We start from the raw sequence: 18507 nt of genomic DNA, 5'->3' as shown, positions 1-18507 counted from the left end.
GTCGCGCGGTGATGAATGCGCGACGCGATGCGCGTTAAGCGACCATTCGCGAAACGACGTCGTTTCTTCACTCGCGTTGTACCGGCAGCCGCCCAGAGTCTGTGCACCGCTGCCGGCCGGTTTGCCGGCTCCCCACGTAAATACGGAGTCCACAACGATGACTGACGTCAAGAAAGACCATAACCTCGGTTCCGGCACGGGTGCCGTTGCAGGCGCCGTCACCGGTGCGGCGATCGGTTCGGCCGCGGGTCCCGTCGGCAGCCTTGTCGGCGCCGTCGCGGGTGGCATCGTCGGTTCGAAGGCGGGCGACTCGATCGCCGAAGCCGTGAACCCGACGGGTTACGAGAAGCATTTCCAGGACACGTACACCAAGGCCCCGTACTACAACAGCTCGCGCGACTGGAACGACTACCAGCCGGCGTACAAGTACGGCTACAGCACCTACGACCAGTACCGCGGCAAGTCGTTCGACTCGGTCGAGCCGGAACTCGAGCGCGGTTGGGACGCCACCAAGGCCAACTCGCGTCTGGCGTGGTCCGATGCGCGCGGCGCCGTGCGTGACGGCTGGCACCACATCGAGCGCGCCATCCCGGGCGACGCGGACAACGACGGTCGTTAAGAGGCCGCCCGCGCGGCATTGCCGCGCGGCCTCTTAATGCGCGGTGCGTGCTACGCGCCGCCGGAGTTCGAGGAAGTAGCCGCGCGACAACAACCAGCACCACGTTGTCGCGCACTCGCGATAAGCAGTACCCACCGACCGCCGCACGCGCCACGCGCGGCGGTCGGCACACGCACCACCGCTGCGACTGCTACCCGCAGCACCGGAGGCCGGCCTATGCCGGCCTCTTTCTTTTGTGGCCGCGGGACGCCGCATCCCGCCGGCGTCGCACGTCGCCAGCGGCCGCTCGGGTACGATGCGCGCGTTCACGAGCAGGATCCGCCCGCATGGCCGACATCGAAAAGCCCTCCCGCGACGAAGCGGAAGCCGCCGTCCGCACGTTGTTGCGCTGGGCCGGCGATGACCCGACGCGCGAAGGCCTTCTCGACACGCCGCGTCGCGTGGTCGACGCCTACGGCGACTGGTTCGTCGGCTACGGCATCTGTCCCAAGACCTACCTCGAACGCACGTTCGAGGAAGTCGCCGGGTACGACGAGATGGTCGTGCTGCGCGACATCGAATTCGAAAGCCACTGCGAGCACCACATGGCGCCGATCATCGGCCGCGCGCATGTGGGCTACCTGCCGAACGGCAAGGTCGTTGGCATCAGCAAGCTGGCGCGCGTGGTCGAAAGTTTCGCGCGCCGCTTCCAGGTGCAGGAGAAGATGACCGCGCAGATCGCCGAGGTCATCGACCGCGTGCTGCAGCCCAAGGGCGTGGCGGTGGTGGTCGAGGCCACGCACGAATGCATGACCACGCGCGGCGTGCACAAGCGCGGCGTGAGCATGGCGACGTCGACCATGCTCGGCGCATTTCGCGAGGACGCGCGCACCCGCGCCGAATTCCTGCAGTTCATCCGCAGCGGCAACGCCGCGCGCTGATCGCGACCGCGCGTTCACCGGGCGCCGGGTCCACTCGTTGGACCTCCGGGAGCGCGCGATGAGCGATCAGCCGCAGTCCGAAAAGAAGAACGTGCCGAAACCCGGCGACGTCGCGCGCGACATCCGCCGTCGCCAGCCCGATCCCTCGCTCGAGCGCGAAGCGTTCACCGCGCGCTTGCGCGAGATGTTCAACGACCCCGCGTTCGAGAAGGACGCCGACGCGTTCGCGCGCTTCGAAGCGATCGCCTGGGACGGCTTCCACGCATACCGCAAGTCCCCGCGCACCGCGAAAGCCGGCCCGGAATTCGCAGACCCCGACTACGACCTCTCAACCGAGTGGCGCGCGACGCGCGATGCGCTCCTCGAGATCGGCCGAACGCAACGCGATCCGTCGACGCCGCGACGCATCCTGCTGGTCTGCGCGTCGCCGCGCAGTGAGCACACCTGTCCCGGCGAAACGTCGAAGACCTGGCGCCTGCTCGAAGCGGTGCGCGATGTCGCGCGCGATGCGGGATTCGAGGTCGACGTGCTCGAACTCAACCGGCTCACGTCCGAATACGGCAAGCGCATCTTTCCGTGCAAGGGCTGCGTGTCGACGGCCATGCCGCTGTGCCACTGGCCGTGTTCCTGCTATCCCAACCACGCGATGGCGCAGGCGCCGGACTGGATGGCGGAGATCTACAAGTTGTGGACGGCCGCGCACGGCGTGGTGATCGTCACGCCGGTGCACTGGAACCAGATGCCGTCGGTGCTGAAGCTGATGGTCGATCGACTCGTGTGCGCGGACGGCGGCAACCCCGACCCGACACGCACGCAGGGCAAGGAACCCGAACTCGCGAAGCAGCTCGAGCTCGACGGCTGGGACTATCCGAAGCACCTCGCCGGTCGCGCCTACGGGCTGATCGTGCACGGCGACGCGGAAGGCACCAAGGGCGTGCGCCATGCGTTGTCCGACTGGCTGGGGGCGATGGGGCTGGTCGATGCGGGCGCGGCGTCGCAGCTCGACCGCTACATCGGCTACTACGAGCCGTATGCGACCAGCCATCGCGCGCTGGACGCGGACGAGGCGGTGATCGAGGAAGCACGCAACGTGGCGCGCGCGGTGGTCAGGCGCGTGGAGCAGCTGCGCGACGGCGTCGAGGAAGCGGACACCGGCCTCGAATCGCCACGCATGAAGTGAGCGTCAGCGCGCGCCGATGATCGCGTCGGCGACGCGGTCAATGTCGCGTTCGCCGATGTGCAGATGCGGCGCCAGGCGGAACACGCGGTCGCGCTCGATGCAGATGATCGCGTGCTCGGCGAACGCCGCGCGCACTGCGTCGACGCGATCGTGCGGCGGCGCGAGGCCGAGCAGGTGCGGCGCGGACGGTTCGACGCACCAGTCGCCGAGCCCTGCGTCGACCAGCCGATGCTTCAATCGGCCCAGCAGCACGCCGAGGCGCCCGGAAATCGCGCGCGGTGTCCAGGCCAGCACGTCGTGCAGGCCGGCTTCCGTAATCGCGAGGCGCAACGGGTCGGCAATCTCGCCGCCATCGAAGCGACGCGCGCCGTCGCGGTACGGCGGCGCGTGTTCGCTGTCGAAGCGCCACGGCTGAGCGGGCGAACGGCCCTGCCAGTGCTGCTCGAGCGGCGGCAGGCATTCGCGCCATTCCGGCGACACCCACATCGCACACAAGCCCTTGTGTGCGAGCCACCACTTGTAGCCGACGCTCATCGCGAATGCCGGCTGCCAGCGCTCGACGTCACAGGGCAGCACGCCCAGGCTCTGGCTGAGGTCGAGCACCAGCGGCACGCCATGCGCCTGCGCTGTCATCGCGACGCGATCGAGGTCGAGGAGGCGGCCGTCGCGCCAGTGCGCATGCGATACGACGAGTACGGCGGGCGTGCCGCGCTCGATCAAGTCGAGGAAGCCGGATGTCGCGTCCTCGCGCGCCACCGCATGCAGCGTCGCGCCGCTGGACGCGCAACGCGCCTGCCACGGCAGCAACGCGGACGGGAATTCGCCATCGACGATGCCGACGACGTCGCCCGCCCGCAGCGGCCAGCCGGCGGCGATAGTCGACATCGCATGCGCGACCGACGGCACCAGCGCGACCGCGTCCGCGTCGGCGGTGAGATCGATGCGGAACAGCCGGGACGCCTGCGTGCGCACGCGTTCGATCTGCGCTTCCCAGTCGGCGAACGACAGCCGCCATGGCGCGGCCTGCTCGGCCCAGGCAGCGCGCAGCGCGGCATCCACGCGGCGGGTTCGCGGCGCGTTCGACGCGGTATCGAGGTAGATCGCGCCGTCCGGGATCAGGAAGGCGTCACGCACGTCGGCGGGCAGGGGCATGCCGCCTACTGTAGGCGACGGCCGTCGTCGCGCACCCGTCACCCGGCCGTCGCAGTCGCTTCGTAGGCTTTGCGGATGGGAACGTCGACCGACCTGTCGCCTGCCGTCGCGCAGGGCGCCGAAGCCTGCTCCGTCGATCCGCTGGCCGCGCGTTTTCGCGCGGTGCGCGAGCGCAGCATCGACCTCGCCGCGCCGGTGTCCGCCGAGGACGCGATGGTGCAGTCGATGCCCGACGCGAGCCCGACCAAATGGCACCTCGCGCACACCACGTGGTTCTTCGAGACCTTCGTGCTGGCCGCGCTGCCCGGGTATCGCGTGGTCGATACGACCTGGCAGGTGCTGTTCAACAGCTACTACCAGAGCGTCGGCCCGCAGCACGCGCGGCCGATGCGCGGCGTGCTGTCGCGCCCGTCGCTGGCACAGGTGCTCGACTACCGCGCACGCGTCGACGCACGCATCGCCGATGCGTTCGCGCGCGACGAATTCGACGTGGCGCAACGGCAACGCATCGAACTCGGCCTGCAACACGAACAGCAACATCAGGAGCTGCTGCTCACCGATATCCTGCATGCGTTGTCGTGCAATCCGCTGCGCCCCGCGTATCGCGACGACCTGCCGCGTTCGCATGCGAACGCCGGGTCGCTCGACTGGCTGCGCTTCGACGAAGCGATCGTGGAGATCGGCGTCGACCGCTGGCCCGAGCACGACGCGTTCGCATTCGACCTCGAGTCGCCGCGGCACCGCACGCTCGTGGGCGCGTACGCGCTGGGGACGCGACCGGTCACCTGCGGCGACTATCGCGAATTCGTTCGCGACGGCGGCTACCGCAGCGCGTCGTTGTGGCTGAGCGACGGCTGGGCGCGCGTGCAGGACGAGCAGTGGCAGCGTCCGCTGTACTGGCTCGACGACGACAGCACGTTCGGTCTCGGCGGCGTACGCGAGATCGATGCCGCGGCGCCGGTGTCGCACCTGAGCTACTACGAAGCCGACGCGTTCGCGCGCTGGGCCGGCGCGCGCCTGCCGACCGAAGCCGAATGGGAACGCGCCGCGCAGGGCTTGGCCGTCGACGGAAATTTCGTCGAATCCGGTCGCCTGCAGCCTGCGGGCAATGCACGCGACGGCCTGCGGCAGATGTTCGGCGATGTCTGGGAATGGACGTCGAGCGCCTTCCTGCCGTATCCGGGCTTCCGTGCGTGGGACGGCGCGCTCGGCGAATACAACGGCAAGTTCATGGTCGGCCAGCAGGTGTTGCGCGGCGGAAGCTGCGCGAGTCCGCGCGACCACCTGCGCGCCAGCTACCGCAATTTCTTCCCGCCGCACGCGCGCTGGCAGTTCACGGGACTGCGCCTCGCGAAGGATCTCGCATGAACCTGCTCGACGCCCGCCTGCAACGCGCCGCCACGCATGTGCCGGCATTGCTCGACCTGTGCCCGACGCCGGATGACCTGCGCGGCGACGTGCTCGCCGGCCTGTCGTCGACGCCGAAGCACCTGTCGTCGAAATATTTCTACGATGCGCGCGGCTCCGTGCTGTTCGAGGCGATCACGCGCCAACCCGAATACGACCTCACCCGCACCGAGATCGCGCTGCTGCAGCACGTGATGCCGCAGGTGCGCGACGCGGTAGGCGCGGATGCGCACGTCGTCGAATACGGCAGCGGCAGCGGACGCAAGACGCAGTTGCTGCTTGCCGGCCTCGATACGCCGGTCGCCTACACGCCGGTCGAGATCTCGCGCGAAACGTTGCTCGAATCCACGCAACGGCTCGCGCACGCCTTCCCCGAAGTGCAGATGCTGCCGGTGTGCGCGGACTTCACGCGCCCGGTGCCGGTGCCGCCCGCATTGATGCCTGCCGCGCGCTCGCTGGTGTTCTTCCCGGGTTCGACGCTCGGCAATTTCGACGATGCGCAGTCGCTCGAGCTGTTGCAGGCCATGCGCGAAACCATGGGCGACGATGGCGTCGCCCTGATCGGGCTCGACCTGGTCAAGGACATTGCCGACATGGAGGCCGCGTACAACGACGCGGCCGGCGTCACCGCGGCATTCACGTTGAACCTGCTCGCGCGGTTGAACCGCGAACTCGGTGCGGACTTCGACCTCGCGGCGTTCGCGCATCGCGCCACGTGGTCGCCGGAGAACAGCCGCATCGAAACGCGCATCGTGAGCCGCCGCGCGCAGACCGTACGCGTCGCCGGGCACGCGTTCGCATTCGATGCGGACGAGCCGATCCACGTCGAGATCTCGCACAAGTACACCGACGCCTATTTCGACGATCTCGCGCGTCGCGCCGGCCTGCGCGTGACGCATCGCTGGAACGCGCCGGCCGATCGTTTCGGGCTGCGCCTGCTCGACGCCGCATGACGACGCCAGACGATGTCCTCGACTGCCTGATCATCGGCGCGGGCCCGGGCGGACTGACCGCCGCGACCTACCTGGTGCGCTATCACCGCCGCATCCTCGTCGTCGATGCGGGCAAGAGCCGCGCGCGCTGGATTCCCACCAGCCATAACTGCCCGGGCTTTCCGCGCGGCGTTGCCGGCACCACTCTGCTGCAGCAGCAACGCGACCAGGCCAGCGGTTACGGCGCAACCATCGAGGACGGCTGCATCGCCAGGCTGCAGCGCGACGGCGACGTGTTCGAAGCCACCGCCGCGGACGGACGACGCTGGCGCGCGCGTTACGTCATCCTCGCGACCGGCATCGTCGACGTGATGCCGCCGCTGGACGATCTGGAGAACGCGATCGCCGCCGGTGCGGTGCGCCTGTGCCCGGTCTGCGATGGCTACGAAGCCAGCGACTGCCGCGTCGCGGTGTACGGGCCGGTCGACTCGACGGTGAGTCACGCGCTGTTCCTGCGAACGTTTTCCGACGATGTGAGCGTCATCGCCAGCGATGACAGCGAGGTGTCGGACGACTGCAATGAGCAGGCGCGACGCGCGGGTATCGACGTGCATCCGAAGCCGGCCAGGCTCTCATTCGAGAACGGCAAGACCGTGGTTCGCGACAACGACGGCAACGAGCAGGTGTTCGACACGCTGTATCCGACACTGGGCAGCACGCCGAATGTCGACCTCGCGCGCGACCTCGGGCTGGAACTCGACGACTGCGACGAAATCATCGTCGGCGAGGACCAGCAGACCAGCGTCGACGGCGTGTACGCGGTCGGTGACGTGGTGAGTGCGCTGAACCAGATCGCGGTGGCGGTCGGGCATGCGGCGATCGCGGCGACCAAGATCCACAACCGGCTGCCGCGCAACTGGCGCGAGCGGCCGGAGCTGCAGCCCGAGACCGCGACCGAACTACCGAGCCCGCCGGGCACGCAGGCCGCGGCGGTGCCCAAGGCGCAGCGCGACTGACTGACGGCATTCGCCGGCCTTGGTGCGCGGCGCTAGACTGCGCGCCACCTTCCGAACCCGAGTTGCCGTGGACGCCCAACCGTCGCCCGCGCGCCGCGCCGCGCTCGCTTTCATCTTCGTCACCGTGCTGATCGACGTGCTGTCGTTCGGCCTGATCATTCCCGTGCTGCCGCACCTGGTGCAGAAGCTCAACGGCGGCGACATCGAACACGCGGCCTACTGGGTCGGCCTGTTCAGCATGGTCTTCGCCGCGGTGCAGTTCCTGTCGTCGCCGATCCAGGGCGCGTTGTCGGACCGCTTCGGGCGTCGTCCGGTCATCCTGATTTCCTGCCTCGGCCTCGGGCTCGACTTCGTGTTCATGGCGCTCGCGCCGTCGCTCGCGTGGCTGATGGTCGGCCGCATCATCTCGGCGATCGCATCGGCGAGCTTCACCACCGCGAACGCGTACATCGCCGACGTCACGCCGCCCGAGCAGCGCGGCAAGGCGTTCGGCATGATCGGCGCCGCGTTCGGCCTCGGCTTCATCATCGGCCCGGTGCTGGGCGGGCTGCTGAGCGACTACAGCCTGCGCGCGCCGTTCTGGGCCGCGGCCTGCCTGTCGCTGATCAACTTCTGCTACGGCGCGTTCGTGCTGCCGGAATCGCTGGCGCCGGAGAAGCGCGCGAAGCGTTTCGACTGGACGCAGACGCGGCCGTTCGCATCGCTCGGCATGATCCGTCGCTATCCGCAGATCACCGACCTCATCGTGATCGTGCTGCTCGCGGCGTCGACGCACTACGTGTACCAGAGCACGTTCGTGCTCTACGGCGACGTGCGCTACGGCTGGGGCCCGAAGGGCGTGAGCTACGTGCTCGCGGTGGTGGGCGTGCTCAGCGTGATCGTCAACGCGGGCCTGGTCGGCCGCATGATCAAGCGCTTCGGCGAGCAGCGCGCGATGGCGATCGGCCTGGCCTGCGGCGTGATCGGTTTCGCGATCTACGGCGCGGCCGCGAAGCCGTGGATGTTCTGGCTCGGCCTGCCGATCAGCGCGCTGTGGGCGGTGTCGCAACCGGCCGCGCAGGCGCTGATGACGCGCGAAGTCGGCGCCGACGTACAGGGCCGCCTGCAGGGCGCGATCATGAGCCTGGTCAGCCTGATCGGCATCGTCGCGCCGATGACGTACGCCGCGACGTTCGGCTTCTTCATCGGCAGGAGCGCACCCGTCTACCTGCCCGGCGCGGCGTTCTTCCTTGCCGCGACAGTGCTGGCCTGCGCGTGGCTGATCGCGATGCGCCACGCGCGTCGGCACGCCGCGGCCGCGGAACCCGCCGCCGCCTGAACGCGCTTGACCGGTTGGCGCGTCCTTGACGGGGACGTGCCGATGCTCGGTCGCCATGAGTGTTCCCGCATCCGCCGCACCCGACGGCGCGCTCGCTGCGCGCCAGGCCGGGCTGGTCTACGTCAGCGATGCCGAGCCGGGCATCCGTCGCCACAAGAAGGGCGACGGTTTCGCGTACACCGACGCCGACGGCGATGCGATAAGCGACGAGGACACGCTCGCGCGCATCCGTTCGTTGGCGATTCCACCGGCCTACACGGACGTGTGGATCTGCCCCGATCCCGACGGCCATCTGCAGGCAACGGGTCGCGACGCGAAAGGCCGCAAGCAGTACCGCTACCACCCCGACTGGGCGCTGGTGCGCGGCGACGGCAAGTTCGAGCGCATCGTCGCGTTCGGCGAAGCGCTGCCGAAGTTGCGACGCCGCCTGTCGAAGGACCTCGCGCTGCCGGGCTTCCCGCGCGACAAGGTGCTCGCGATCGTGGTGTCGGTAATGGCGCGCACGTTGATCAGGGTCGGCAACGATGCGTACGCGCGCAGCAACCGCTCGTTCGGGTTGACCACGCTGCGCAACCGGCACGTCGGTTTCCTGCGCGGCGGCCGTGCGAAGTTCGCGTTCCGCGGCAAGTCGGGGCTCGAGCACGAGATCGTGCTCGACGACGCGCAGCTGGTGAAACTCGTCAAGCGCTGCCAGCAGTTGCCCGGGCAGTCCCTGTTCCAGTACGTCGACGACGACGGCGAAACGCAGCCGGTCGGTTCGTCGCAGGTCAACGACTACCTGCGCGACGCGCTGGGCGAAGCGTTTACCGCCAAGGACTTCCGCACCTGGGGCGGCACGCTGGCGGCGATCGAACTGTTCGCCGCCACCGACGTGCCCGACGACGCCAGCGAACGCGCATTGGCATCGATCGAGAAGCAGGTGGTGTCCGAAGTCGCCGACGCGCTGGGCAACACGCCGGCGGTGTGCCGCAAGGCCTACATCGATCCGGCCGTGTTCGAAGGCTGGCGCAGCGGTCGCCTGCGGGAACTCACCACCGGCACGCGCAGTGGCCGCAACTGGGAACTCGCGGCGCTGCGCTTCCTGCGCGACGCGCGGCGGCGCGCAGCGGCGGCGTCACGCGCGGCGAAGAAGGCGATGCGCACCACGCGTCGACGCGTGCGCGCGGCGGCGGAGAACCCGCCACTGCGTACGCGGACTCGCTCGCGTTCGCTGCAGGCACCGGTGGCGCGATCGGACGCCGCGCCACCGGCGTAAGCCAGGCTGACGGCTTACGCCTGCCTCGGAGCGACCACGAGTCCCAGCGAATCGCTCGCGCGTGGCCTGCGCCTCGCGCGAGCGATCGATCAGAGCGACCTCAGCCGCACGCAATCCGGGTAATGACGTTCGCCGCGTCGACGTAGATGTTCAGCCGGCCCTCTCGGTATTCCATCGTCACCGCCTGGTCGGGCTTGAGCACGCGCGCCATCTGCGCCCCCGCACGCTGGCGGGCGGTTTCGACGTTCTGCGGCGTCGCGCTCTGGCCGACCAGCGACTGCGCGGCGTCGGCATGGCATTGCGCGGTAACCGGCGGCATCGGATCGGACATGGGCGGCGTGCTGGATGTGGTGCTGCAGGCGGCGAGGGCGACAAGCGACAGTAGTGTCGTCGTGCGAACGATCGGGTTCATGCGATTTCCAGTTCGGGCGGTGCAAACAGACTGCCCGCCACGACAGAAAGCCGCGTCAACGCGTCAGCCGCAGGCGGTGCGCGTGATCAGCGCGCGGTCGTCGAGATACAGATTGAGTCGATCGATGTGCGCCAAGCCGTGGTGCGGCGACTGTTCCGGCATCACCAGCCGCACGCTGCGGCTGCCGCTCGCCTGCCGCGCCTGCTCGACGATGTCGGCGCTCGCCGCGCGCCCGACCCACGCATCCGCATTGCCCTGTCGGCATGCATGGGCGACGCCGGCGTCGGCCGGACCCATTGCACTGCAGGCGGCGACGGACGCGACCAGCACGAACACCGGCAGCACCAGGCGCGACCACTCGCCGCGAATCGAATCCTGAAACGGCATGTCGGCACTCCGACACGATGGAGACGTTTTTCAGCCTCCGTTGTGTCGCGTTGCGTCGCCGTCAAGACGATGCATTCGCTTCGTTGCCGTCGTCGCATAAACGCAGCAGCAATTGCGACAGCGTGGCCACGTCCTGCCGGTTGTGCTCGGCAACGCGACGCAGGTTGGTCGACGGACCGCCGCGCAGGTAGGCGAGCCATGCGGCCGGCGCCTGCGAGCCGGGCAGGTCGTCCTCGCGCAGGATGCGCAGCGCCTCGCGTTCGATGGTCGCGAGCCGGCAGTTCTCCCACACGCCGCGCCAACGCCGGCGCGATGGATGCAGCAGGTCGAGATGGTCGAGGCCGTGCAGTGGATTCTTCAGGCGCGCGAGCCGGTAGCGGGTGCGCAGCAGTGGCGCGTCGTAGCTGCGGCCGTTGTAGCTGGCGAGAACGGTCGACGGCGCCAACCATGACGCGAACGTACGCAGCATCGCGCGCTCAGCCGCCATGTTGGCGATGTAGAGCTGGCGCACGCGCAGCGTGCCTTCGAACCAGTCCGCCGCGCCGATCATGAAGGCGCGCGTGCCGGTGCCGCCGGCGAGCCCGGTGGTTTCGGTGTCGAAGAACATCAGGTGCGAGGCGTCGACATGCCCATCGCGACGCGCGAACGCGAGCGGAAGCGGCGCGCTCGGCGTCGCATGCGCGACCTGCGATTCGATCAGCCACAGGCCGTCGTCGATCTGCTGCCCCGGGAGCCTGCGATCGACCTCGCGCGCACGCGGGCGCGGCGACGGCGCACGTTCGCGCAGGCCGAGCAGGCGGCGCAGCGCGTCGATCTCGGATGGACGACGCGACGTGGCCTCGGGCGACGCCACGTCATCCGTAACGGAAGTGGGATCGTTCGCCGCCGTGCGCGATGCGGCGTCGCCGTGCAGCACCGTGTCCCACGGCGCCGTCGCGGCCGCAGGCGCGTCACGCGACGGTTCGCGCAATGCGGACGGCACCGACGATGCCGACGCTGCCGGTACATCCGTCGCGCCGGCCTGGCGCTTGAGCGCGAGCAACCTGTCGAGGGTGAGGCTCATGCGTCGCGTTCCAGTGCGCGCGGTGCATTGGTGTCCGTGATGGCATGTGTCGGGTTCGCGAGCAGGCCGAGCACGCGCCGCGCGAGCGTCTTCGGCGACGTTGCCGACTCGCGCTCTTCGTCGCTGGCGAGGATGGGCCCGACGCAGGCGGGGCAGCCGGCTCGGCAGTCGCAGCGCTCGACCAGTTCGATCGCGCGCTCGAGCAGCTCCTTCTGCCGCGTCCACAACGGCTCCGACAGGCCGACGCCGCCTGGGAAGTTGTCGTAGAGATAGATGGTCGGCACGAACTGCTGCAGCTCGACGGGCGTGACTTCCTGGCCGTCGATGCCACGCACCTGGCCGCGACCACTGGCGTCGCTCGTCGCGAACCAGGCACCGTCGCCATTGCCCACCGCCTTCTGCAGGTCGCGCGCATCCGCCATCACCGCGAGCGTGGCGACCACATGCAAGGCGTAACCGGCGCCGAGGAAACCATCCAGCGCGTCCTGCCGCGACGCGAACCACGCGAGCAGCTGCGGCTGCGGCAGCTGCCACCACGCGGCGGTGGTGTGCAGCTCCTGGTCGGGCAGGTTCACCGGCCCGTAGCCGATGTTCTCGTGCGTGTAGTAGCGGATCTTCTTGTAGCCGGCGACGCGGCGCACGACGTGCACCTCGCCATGGTGCGCGCTGCCGTCGCCCGCATCGGTGCGGTCGAATTCGGCGAGCACCTTGAGCTTGGTGTAGTCGATGGAATCGGTGTAGTAGTCGACGAAGGTGCGCGTGACGTAGGCCTTGCGGCCTTCCCAGTCGAGGCGTTCGACCTGGTACGGCGTCGACTGCACCATGTGGATCGCGCCTTCGTACAGCGTCAGCGCGGCGGCGGAGTAGTCGACCTCCGCGATGATCTGCTGGCGCCCATCGGTGCGGTCGACGACGACGAAGTTGCCGTCAGCGACGCTGCGTAGCGACACCGCGTTCGCGGGATAACTGTCGGCGATCCACTCCCAGCGGTCGCCCTCGCGATGCACGACATCGGTTTCGGCCAGCGCTTCGAGGTAGAGCTCGGGCTCGATCGGACCGAAGCGCTCGTCCGCGACGAACGTCAGTTCGAACGCGGCGCAGCGGATGTGGTCGAACAGGATCAGCGGCTGGTCGGGCGCGGTGCGCGCGTGTTCGGGCGTCGCGTCGATGAAGAACTCAGGATGGCGCACGACGTACTGGTCCAGCGGTTGCGAGTTCGCGACCATCACTCCGAGCGAGGGCTGGCGACGTCGTCCGGCGCGGCCGAAGCGCTGCCACGTTCCGGCGACGCTTCCGGGGTACCCGTTCAAGATGACGACGTCGAGCGAACCGATGTCGACGCCGAGTTCCAGCGCGGACGTGCTGACGATGCCGTCGACGTCGCCGGCACGCATCGAGCGTTCGACCTCACGACGCTCGGTCGGCAGGTAACCGCCGCGATACGCACGGATGCGCGGCGGCTTGCGCGGGTCGTGGTCGAACACGTCCTTGAGGTACTTGGTCAGCACCTCGACCATGAGCCGCGTCTGCGCGAACACCAGCGTCTTCAGCCCGGCCTTGATCGCGATGCGCGCGATGCGGTTGCTCTGCGAACGCGCCGATGCGCGCAGGCCGAGGTCGGGATTCACCACTGGCGGGTTCCACAGCAGCACGTGCTTGTCGCCCGTCGGCGCGCCCGATTCGGTGATCGCGGTGACGCCGTGTTCGATCAGCGCCTCGGCATGCTGTTGCGGATTGCCGATGGTCGCGCTGCACAGGATGAACTGGGGGTTCGAGCCGTAGAACGCGCAGATGCGCTTGAGCCGTCGCAGCACGTTGGTGACGTGCGAGCCGAACACGCCGCGATAGGTGTGCACTTCGTCGATCACCACGTACTGCAGGTTCTCGAAGAACTGCGCCCACTTCGTGTGGTGCGGCAGGATGCCCTGGTGCAGCATGTCGGGATTGCTGACCACGATGTCGCCGTGTAGGCGGATGGCCTGCCGCGCATCGCCCGGCGTGTCGCCGTCGAAGGTGAACGCCTTGAGGCCGAGATCCCCGGCACGCGAGAGGTCGAGCAGTTCCGCGACCTGGTCCTGCGCGAGCGCCTTGGTCGGGAACAGGTAGAGCGCTTTCGCGCCACGCTCCATCGCCGCGGTGACCACCGGCAGCGTGTAGCAGAGCGACTTGCCCGACGCGGTCGGCGTCACCACGACCACGTGTTCGCCGCGGCGTGTCGCGTCCCAGGCCTGCGCCTGGTGGCTGTAGAGCTGCTCGATACCGCGCGACTTCAATGCGTTCGCGAGCGCGGCGGGCACGTCGGCGGGAATGTCGACGAACGCGCCGTCGCGACCGGGAATCGTGAAGTGGCCGGTGATGCGGTCGGCGTAGCGCGAGGCGAGTGCCTGCGTCAGCCCGGCGCCGTCACCCTTGCGCAACGCGCGCGGTCGCCGCGTCACCGCCGTCGCCGCATCGTCCTCGAGGTCGATGCGACCGGTGTCCTGCCGCGCCAGTTCGCGCCCCGTCGTGTCCATCGCCCGCCCCCGTTGTATGAGGGCGGCATTGGGCCGGAGAGGCGTCGCAACCTGTGAGACGCCGCGACGCGGCGGACGCGATCAGGCCGGCACGGGCACCGCGCCCCGCGACCACGCGCGCAGGCTCTGCGTGGTCGGAATGCCGATGCCCTTGGCTTTGCGGTGCGTGTACAGGGTGACGTGCGCGGGCGGCACCGGGAGCTGGCGGCCCAGCAATTCGCCCAGCCAGCGGTAATACCAGTCGAGCGCGGGCAGTTCGATCAGCTCAATCACGCTGGCGACCGTGCCGCGATCGCCGTCGTCGGTGGTGTCGGGTCGTTCGATCAGGCGGTGCTCGCCGGTGCGCGCGTACCACCAGTCCAACGCTTCGAACGCGGGGCGCGTGGCCGCATCGAGGCGATCGCCGAGTGCATGTCGCAACTCCGCGCCGAGCAGCTTGCCGACCAGCGTGACGTGCAGCTCGTTCTTCGCCTCGAAACGGCGTCCGCCAAGCTCGAGCGTTCCGCCGGGCGGCGCGTCGTCGAGCGGAAGCACGAGGGTGGTGTCGTCCGACCAGCCGGGCCACGTCGTCATCGCGATGCTCCGTCGAAGAGGTAAGCGGAGTGGAGCATGCGCGCGTGTCGAAAGCGTGGAAAAGGCGGACACCGGAATTTCGTTCAGGCGACGTGCGGTGAGCTGCACGCGGCATCAAGGGAACGCGCAATTCAGTCGCGAATTTGCACGCCGCGTTAAGCGCGCAGTGGGGATGATCAAACCGACGCTGATGGAGCGCCCGATAGCGTGGCTTCCATGAAGACCTCGTCCCGCATCGCTGTCCGCCGTCGCGTTCCGAGCACGTTTTGCGCGCTCGCCATCGCCCTCGTCACATTCGCCCAGGCACCGGCATTCGCACAGGATGTCGTCGCGACGCCGGCGCAACCGGACGCGACCATCGTCGAACCCGCCGCGGCGACCACGACGGGCGATGCAGTGCTGACCGCGCCGTCACTTCCCGCGCCGGACGCACCGCTCGCCGCGGGCAAGTTCGAGTGGACGCCGAACGACGCGGCCACCGGGCCGATCACGATCGTGGTGTCGCTACCGGCGCAGATGGTGCACGTGTATCGCGGCGACGTGCGCATCGCGCGCTCGACGATCAGCAGCGGGCGACCGGGCTACGACACCCCGGCCGGCGTGTACGAAATCCTCGAGAAGGACCGGATGCACCACTCCAACAAGTACGACAACGCGCCGATGCCCTTCATGCAGCGCCTCACGTGGGACGGCGTCGCGCTGCATGCCGGGCACATCCCCGGCTATCCGGCGTCACACGGGTGCGTGCGGTTGCCGATGGCGTTCGCGGAACAGCTGTTCAAGATCACCGAACGCGGCGGCCGCGTGATCGTCGCGGACGCGACCAATTTCAGTGACGCGGTGCTTTATCCGGGCGCGCGCGTTCCGGTGGATCCGTGGACCGGGGCGGAGATCAACGCCGGTGGCGGCACGGTCGCGTCGACCGGCGCGATCGAAGCGCCAGCTCCGACGCCCACGACCGCGACGTCCGCCGACACAGCGCCGGCAATGACGACGCCGGTCGCCGCGACGGCGGTCAGCGCGCTGGCCGGTAACTGACCCACGCGCCGCGTTCGCTCACACGCCCGGCTTCGGCCGGGCGTTCGCGTTGGCGACCGCGTCCGGCGTCGTCGCCACGCAATCGCGTGCGGCCAGCGGCGGCGGTGCGTCCGCGCGCAGCGTGATGCGCGGCGTCGCGTGCGCCAGCAGGCGTACGTAGCCGTCGGTGTAGACGCGCTGGCAGCGCTGCGACAGATGCGACCACTCGGGCACGTCGAGGCCCTGCAACTCGGGGTGGTCGTCGAAATGGATGCCGGCGGCGTGCGCTCGCGCCAGCAGCGCATCCCATCCGGACCGGCGCGGGATGCGCTGTTCCTCGCGGATGCGCAACGGCCCGGTCGACGGTGGTCGCACGAACACCACCTCGCCGCCGCGCGCACGGATGCGCGCCACGGCGGCCTGCGTCTTCGCCAGCGTCGACGCGATGACCTTCGCGTCGACAGGCGGCCGCGGCGGCCGGCCCGGCATGTCCAGCCATGCCTGCCGCGCCTGCGTGCGAAGGCGCGCATCGGTTTCGATCTTCGACCAGAGCGCGGCCTGGCCGCGTTCGTCGATGTCGATCAGTTTCCACGGCCGGAAGTACCACGACGCGCCGCCGCGTCGCTGGCCGCGATCGGCCGAATAGACGAGCGTGCTGAGCCGGTAGGCCGGGTCGATGAAGGCGAAGCGTTTCTCCAGCGCGCGCGACACGAGGTAGCCGGTGCGTTGCGACGGCATCTCGCTGTGGTAGCGATCGAGCGCGCGCTCCCCATTGCCAACGCCATCGCGGAAGTAGGACATGTCGGCCAGGCCGACGATGAGCAGGCCGTGGAAATGCGGGTCGTTGGCGACGTCCTCGAGGAACGGCCGCGCGTTGCTGCCGGGCAGCGCGAGCTGCAGCGGGCGGACGCCGGTGAGTTGCTGGAAACGGTCGAGGTCGGTGTCGAACAGGATGCGCGAGTCGCCGACGATCACGACGGGCACATTGGCGACGTCGATCTGTCGCCGCGCCGCGGCCCAGCCCGAGGCATCGATGCTGTAGTCGCCCGCGCGCAGGCCGACGCGTCGCATCTGCCATTCCCAGCCCGCGAGCGCGATGACGGTGAGCATGAGCGCGACCACGCCGATGCCGCGCCATGGCCGCGGTGGGATCGGGCGCACCGGCACCGGCTGCGCTTCGCCCGGGCGATCGGCTGCGGTGGCGCGTACCGCGTCCGGCAGCGCCTCAAAACTGGAAATAGATGAAGGCATTGCCTTCTCCCTGTTCGATCACGATCGCGAACGCCATCGCGGCCCAGCCCAGCGCGATCGCCGGCGCCGGTACGCGCGCGACGACGGCCTCCAGCGTGGTGTCGCGCATGCGCCAATGCACGGCGATGATCGACGCCATGATCAACGCCACCGCACCCAGTTCGAACGCCGACAGCAGCGGCATCGGATGCGGCGTCGCGCCGGCCATGCCGCGCAGCATGGTGAATGCGCCGCCGAACGTCTTCGAACGGAAGAACACCCAGGTCACGTTGATCAGCGTGTAGGTGAGCAGGCCCAGCGCGAAGAACGCGAACGGTCCCGGTCGCCAATGGCCGAAGCGCGAGCGCACCATGCGTTCGCTCGCGAGGTACACGCCGTGCAGGCCGCCCCAGGCGACGAAGGTCCAGTTCGCGCCGTGCCAAAGGCCGCCCAGCAGCATCGTCAGCATCAGCGCGATGTAGGTGCGCGCCGGCCCGTGGCGATTGCCACCGAGCGGGATGTACAGGTAATCGCGCAGCCAGGACGACAGGGTGATGTGCCAGCGTCGCCAGAAATCCGAGAAGCCCACCGCCGCATACGGGAAGCGGAAGTTGTCGGGCATCGCGAAGCCCAGGCACATCGCCGCGCCGATCGCGGTGGTGGAGTAGCCGGCGAAATCGCAGAAGATCTGCCCGCTGAAGGCGAGCGTGCCGATCCATGCATCGAGCGCGCCGGGTGCGGTTTTCGCGTCGAACACGCCTTCGGCGGGCGGCGCGAGGAAGCCGTCCGCCAGCACCACCTTCATGAAGAGGCCCAGCGTCATCAGCGCCAGGCCGAAGCGGATCGCATCGCCGCTCGCACGCCTTGGCTGTTCGAACTGCGGCACCAGTTCGGTCGGCCGCATGATCGGGCCGGCGACGAGGTGCGGGAAGAACGTCACGAACAGCGCGTAATCCAGGAAGTTGCGCGCGGGCATGGCGCGGCGCAGGTAGACGTCGAGCGTGTAGGACAGCGTTGCGAACGTATAGAACGAGATGCCGACCGGAAGCACGATGTCGGACTTCGGCGGCTGGTACGCGACGCCCAGCGAATGCATCAGCGCGGCGAAGTTGTCGAGCGCGAACTCGCCGTACTTGAACCAGGCGAGCATGCCCAGGTTGACCACTACCGACAGCAGCATCCACGCCTTTCGCGCGACCGGTTTCTGCGCGCGCACCAGGCCCTGCGCGGCGAACCAGTCGACCACCGTGGAAATCCAAAGCAGCAGGATGAACGGCGGATTCCACGCGGCGTAGAACAGGTAGCTCGCGATGAGCAGGTTGATCTTCTTCGTCGTCCAGCCGAGCGGCAACGAATGCATCGCCAGCACGAGCACGAAGAACACGGCGAAGGTGAGCGAGTTGAAGACCATGCGCGGGCTCCGGCGCGTGGCGCGCCGCAGCCCTTATAGGTCACGCGTCGTAAGGCTCGGCGGCCGCCCGTCGGCCACGTCGCGTTAGCGATCGGTTACGCG

General features: G+C 69.0%; 17 protein-coding genes. 9 read left to right on the top strand and 8 right to left on the bottom strand.

Annotated features, from left to right (window positions below):
- Positions 1-157: 157 nt before the first annotated feature.
- From ACKTTN_RS02975 to ACKTTN_RS02965, 3 genes are all read left to right on the top strand, one after another.
- A complete protein-coding gene (locus ACKTTN_RS02975) occupies positions 158-619 on the top strand; it encodes a glycine zipper domain-containing protein (RefSeq protein ID WP_407908385.1) in 462 nt (153 codons plus the stop codon).
- Between the two features lie 326 nt (positions 620-945).
- Positions 946-1539 (top strand): GTP cyclohydrolase I FolE, encoded by a 594-nt coding sequence (gene folE, locus ACKTTN_RS02970; protein WP_407908384.1) that lies wholly within the window; start codon positions 946-948, stop codon positions 1537-1539.
- Between the two features lie 58 nt (positions 1540-1597).
- Complete coding sequence (locus ACKTTN_RS02965; protein ID WP_407908383.1) at positions 1598-2719, top strand: flavodoxin family protein; 1122 nt, start codon at positions 1598-1600, stop codon at positions 2717-2719.
- A gap of 3 nt (positions 2720-2722) precedes the next feature.
- On the opposite strand, the gene ACKTTN_RS02960 is transcribed toward ACKTTN_RS02965, so the two are convergent.
- On the bottom strand, positions 2723-3871 hold the full coding sequence (locus tag ACKTTN_RS02960; protein ID WP_407908382.1) for an aminotransferase class V-fold PLP-dependent enzyme: 1149 nt from the start codon (positions 3869-3871) through the stop codon (positions 2723-2725).
- A 75-nt stretch (positions 3872-3946) separates the two neighbouring features.
- On the opposite strand from ACKTTN_RS02960, the gene egtB reads away from it, so the two are divergent.
- The 5 genes from egtB to ACKTTN_RS02935 all read left to right on the top strand — a co-directional run bounded on the left by egtB (position 3947) and on the right by ACKTTN_RS02935 (position 9799).
- Positions 3947-5239, top strand: a complete 1293-nt coding sequence (gene egtB, locus ACKTTN_RS02955) for an ergothioneine biosynthesis protein EgtB (RefSeq protein ID WP_407908381.1) — start codon at positions 3947-3949, stop codon at positions 5237-5239.
- Positions 5236-6231: an L-histidine N(alpha)-methyltransferase gene (egtD, locus tag ACKTTN_RS02950; RefSeq protein WP_407908380.1), complete on the top strand. Its 996-nt coding sequence runs from the start codon at positions 5236-5238 to the stop codon at positions 6229-6231. Before egtB ends, egtD begins: the two co-directional genes overlap by 4 nt.
- Positions 6228-7226 carry an NAD(P)/FAD-dependent oxidoreductase gene (locus ACKTTN_RS02945; RefSeq protein WP_407908379.1) on the top strand — a complete coding sequence of 333 codons (999 nt, stop codon included), beginning with the start codon at positions 6228-6230 and terminating at the stop codon, positions 7224-7226. Before egtD ends, ACKTTN_RS02945 begins: the two co-directional genes overlap by 4 nt.
- Before the next feature lie 67 nt (positions 7227-7293).
- Positions 7294-8544: a TCR/Tet family MFS transporter gene (locus ACKTTN_RS02940; protein ID WP_407908378.1), complete on the top strand. Its 1251-nt coding sequence runs from the start codon at positions 7294-7296 to the stop codon at positions 8542-8544.
- 55 nt (positions 8545-8599) lie between these two features.
- Positions 8600-9799: a DNA topoisomerase IB gene (locus ACKTTN_RS02935; RefSeq protein WP_407908377.1), complete on the top strand. Its 1200-nt coding sequence runs from the start codon at positions 8600-8602 to the stop codon at positions 9797-9799.
- Between the two features lie 100 nt (positions 9800-9899).
- Here ACKTTN_RS02935 and ACKTTN_RS02930 read toward each other — a convergent pair whose 3' ends face one another.
- The 5 genes from ACKTTN_RS02930 to ACKTTN_RS02910 all read right to left on the bottom strand — a co-directional run bounded on the left by ACKTTN_RS02930 (position 9900) and on the right by ACKTTN_RS02910 (position 14747).
- Entirely contained in the window at positions 9900-10211 is a 312-nt protein-coding gene (locus ACKTTN_RS02930) for an I78 family peptidase inhibitor (protein ID WP_407908376.1), read from the bottom strand.
- Positions 10212-10274: 63 nt separating this feature from the next.
- Entirely contained in the window at positions 10275-10598 is a 324-nt protein-coding gene (locus ACKTTN_RS02925; RefSeq protein WP_407908375.1) for a hypothetical protein, read from the bottom strand.
- Between the two features lie 61 nt (positions 10599-10659).
- Positions 10660-11661 carry a ribonuclease H-like domain-containing protein gene (locus tag ACKTTN_RS02920; RefSeq protein WP_407908374.1) on the bottom strand — a complete coding sequence of 334 codons (1002 nt, stop codon included), beginning with the start codon at positions 11659-11661 and terminating at the stop codon, positions 10660-10662.
- Entirely contained in the window at positions 11658-14174 is a 2517-nt protein-coding gene (locus ACKTTN_RS02915; RefSeq protein ID WP_456237279.1) for a DEAD/DEAH box helicase, read from the bottom strand. Before ACKTTN_RS02915 ends, ACKTTN_RS02920 begins: the two co-directional genes overlap by 4 nt.
- An 81-nt stretch (positions 14175-14255) precedes the next feature.
- Entirely contained in the window at positions 14256-14747 is a 492-nt protein-coding gene (locus tag ACKTTN_RS02910) for a hypothetical protein (RefSeq protein ID WP_407908373.1), read from the bottom strand.
- Positions 14748-14963: 216 nt separating this feature from the next.
- Here ACKTTN_RS02910 and ACKTTN_RS02905 point away from each other — a divergent pair, with 216 nt between their 5' ends.
- Positions 14964-15785, top strand: coding sequence for a L,D-transpeptidase family protein (locus ACKTTN_RS02905; protein ID WP_407908372.1), 822 nt, complete (start codon positions 14964-14966; stop codon positions 15783-15785).
- A gap of 18 nt (positions 15786-15803) precedes the next feature.
- Here ACKTTN_RS02905 and ACKTTN_RS02900 read toward each other — a convergent pair whose 3' ends face one another.
- Positions 15804-17015 (bottom strand): hypothetical protein, encoded by a 1212-nt coding sequence (locus ACKTTN_RS02900; RefSeq protein ID WP_407908371.1) that lies wholly within the window; start codon positions 17013-17015, stop codon positions 15804-15806.
- Positions 16990-18405, bottom strand: a complete 1416-nt coding sequence (locus ACKTTN_RS02895; protein ID WP_407908370.1) for an MBOAT family O-acyltransferase — start codon at positions 18403-18405, stop codon at positions 16990-16992. Before ACKTTN_RS02895 ends, ACKTTN_RS02900 begins: the two co-directional genes overlap by 26 nt.
- Between the last annotated feature and the right edge of the window lie 102 nt (positions 18406-18507).

It is taken from the genome of Lysobacter claricitrinus (assembly GCF_045866565.1).
GTDB lineage: Bacteria > Pseudomonadota > Gammaproteobacteria > Xanthomonadales > Xanthomonadaceae > Cognatilysobacter > Cognatilysobacter claricitrinus.
The sequence above is the reverse complement of the archived record's forward strand: the minus strand, read 5'-3'. Positions and strand labels throughout refer to the sequence as shown.

Bases quoted from the DNA above. Each gene is read 5' to 3' on its own strand.
- ACKTTN_RS02975 (WP_407908385.1), top strand. From the start codon at position 158: ATGACTGACGTCAAGAAAGACCATAACCTCGGTTCCGGCACGGGTGCC.
- folE (WP_407908384.1), top strand. From the start codon at position 946: ATGGCCGACATCGAAAAGCCCTCCCGCGACGAAGCGGAAGCCGCCGTC.
- ACKTTN_RS02965 (WP_407908383.1), top strand. From the start codon at position 1,598: ATGAGCGATCAGCCGCAGTCCGAAAAGAAGAACGTGCCGAAACCCGGC.
- ACKTTN_RS02960 (WP_407908382.1), bottom strand. From the start codon at position 3,871: ATGCCCCTGCCCGCCGACGTGCGTGACGCCTTCCTGATCCCGGACGGC.
- egtB (WP_407908381.1), top strand. From the start codon at position 3,947: ATGGGAACGTCGACCGACCTGTCGCCTGCCGTCGCGCAGGGCGCCGAA.
- egtD (WP_407908380.1), top strand. From the start codon at position 5,236: ATGAACCTGCTCGACGCCCGCCTGCAACGCGCCGCCACGCATGTGCCG.
- ACKTTN_RS02945 (WP_407908379.1), top strand. From the start codon at position 6,228: ATGACGACGCCAGACGATGTCCTCGACTGCCTGATCATCGGCGCGGGC.
- ACKTTN_RS02935 (WP_407908377.1), top strand. From the start codon at position 8,600: ATGAGTGTTCCCGCATCCGCCGCACCCGACGGCGCGCTCGCTGCGCGC.
- ACKTTN_RS02930 (WP_407908376.1), bottom strand. From the start codon at position 10,211: ATGAACCCGATCGTTCGCACGACGACACTACTGTCGCTTGTCGCCCTC.
- ACKTTN_RS02925 (WP_407908375.1), bottom strand. From the start codon at position 10,598: ATGCCGTTTCAGGATTCGATTCGCGGCGAGTGGTCGCGCCTGGTGCTG.
- ACKTTN_RS02920 (WP_407908374.1), bottom strand. From the start codon at position 11,661: ATGAGCCTCACCCTCGACAGGTTGCTCGCGCTCAAGCGCCAGGCCGGC.
- ACKTTN_RS02915 (WP_456237279.1), bottom strand. From the start codon at position 14,174: ATGGACACGACGGGGCGCGAACTGGCGCGGCAGGACACCGGTCGCATC.
- ACKTTN_RS02910 (WP_407908373.1), bottom strand. From the start codon at position 14,747: ATGACGACGTGGCCCGGCTGGTCGGACGACACCACCCTCGTGCTTCCG.
- ACKTTN_RS02905 (WP_407908372.1), top strand. From the start codon at position 14,964: ATGAAGACCTCGTCCCGCATCGCTGTCCGCCGTCGCGTTCCGAGCACG.
- ACKTTN_RS02900 (WP_407908371.1), bottom strand. From the start codon at position 17,015: ATGCCTTCATCTATTTCCAGTTTTGAGGCGCTGCCGGACGCGGTACGC.
- ACKTTN_RS02895 (WP_407908370.1), bottom strand. From the start codon at position 18,405: ATGGTCTTCAACTCGCTCACCTTCGCCGTGTTCTTCGTGCTCGTGCTG.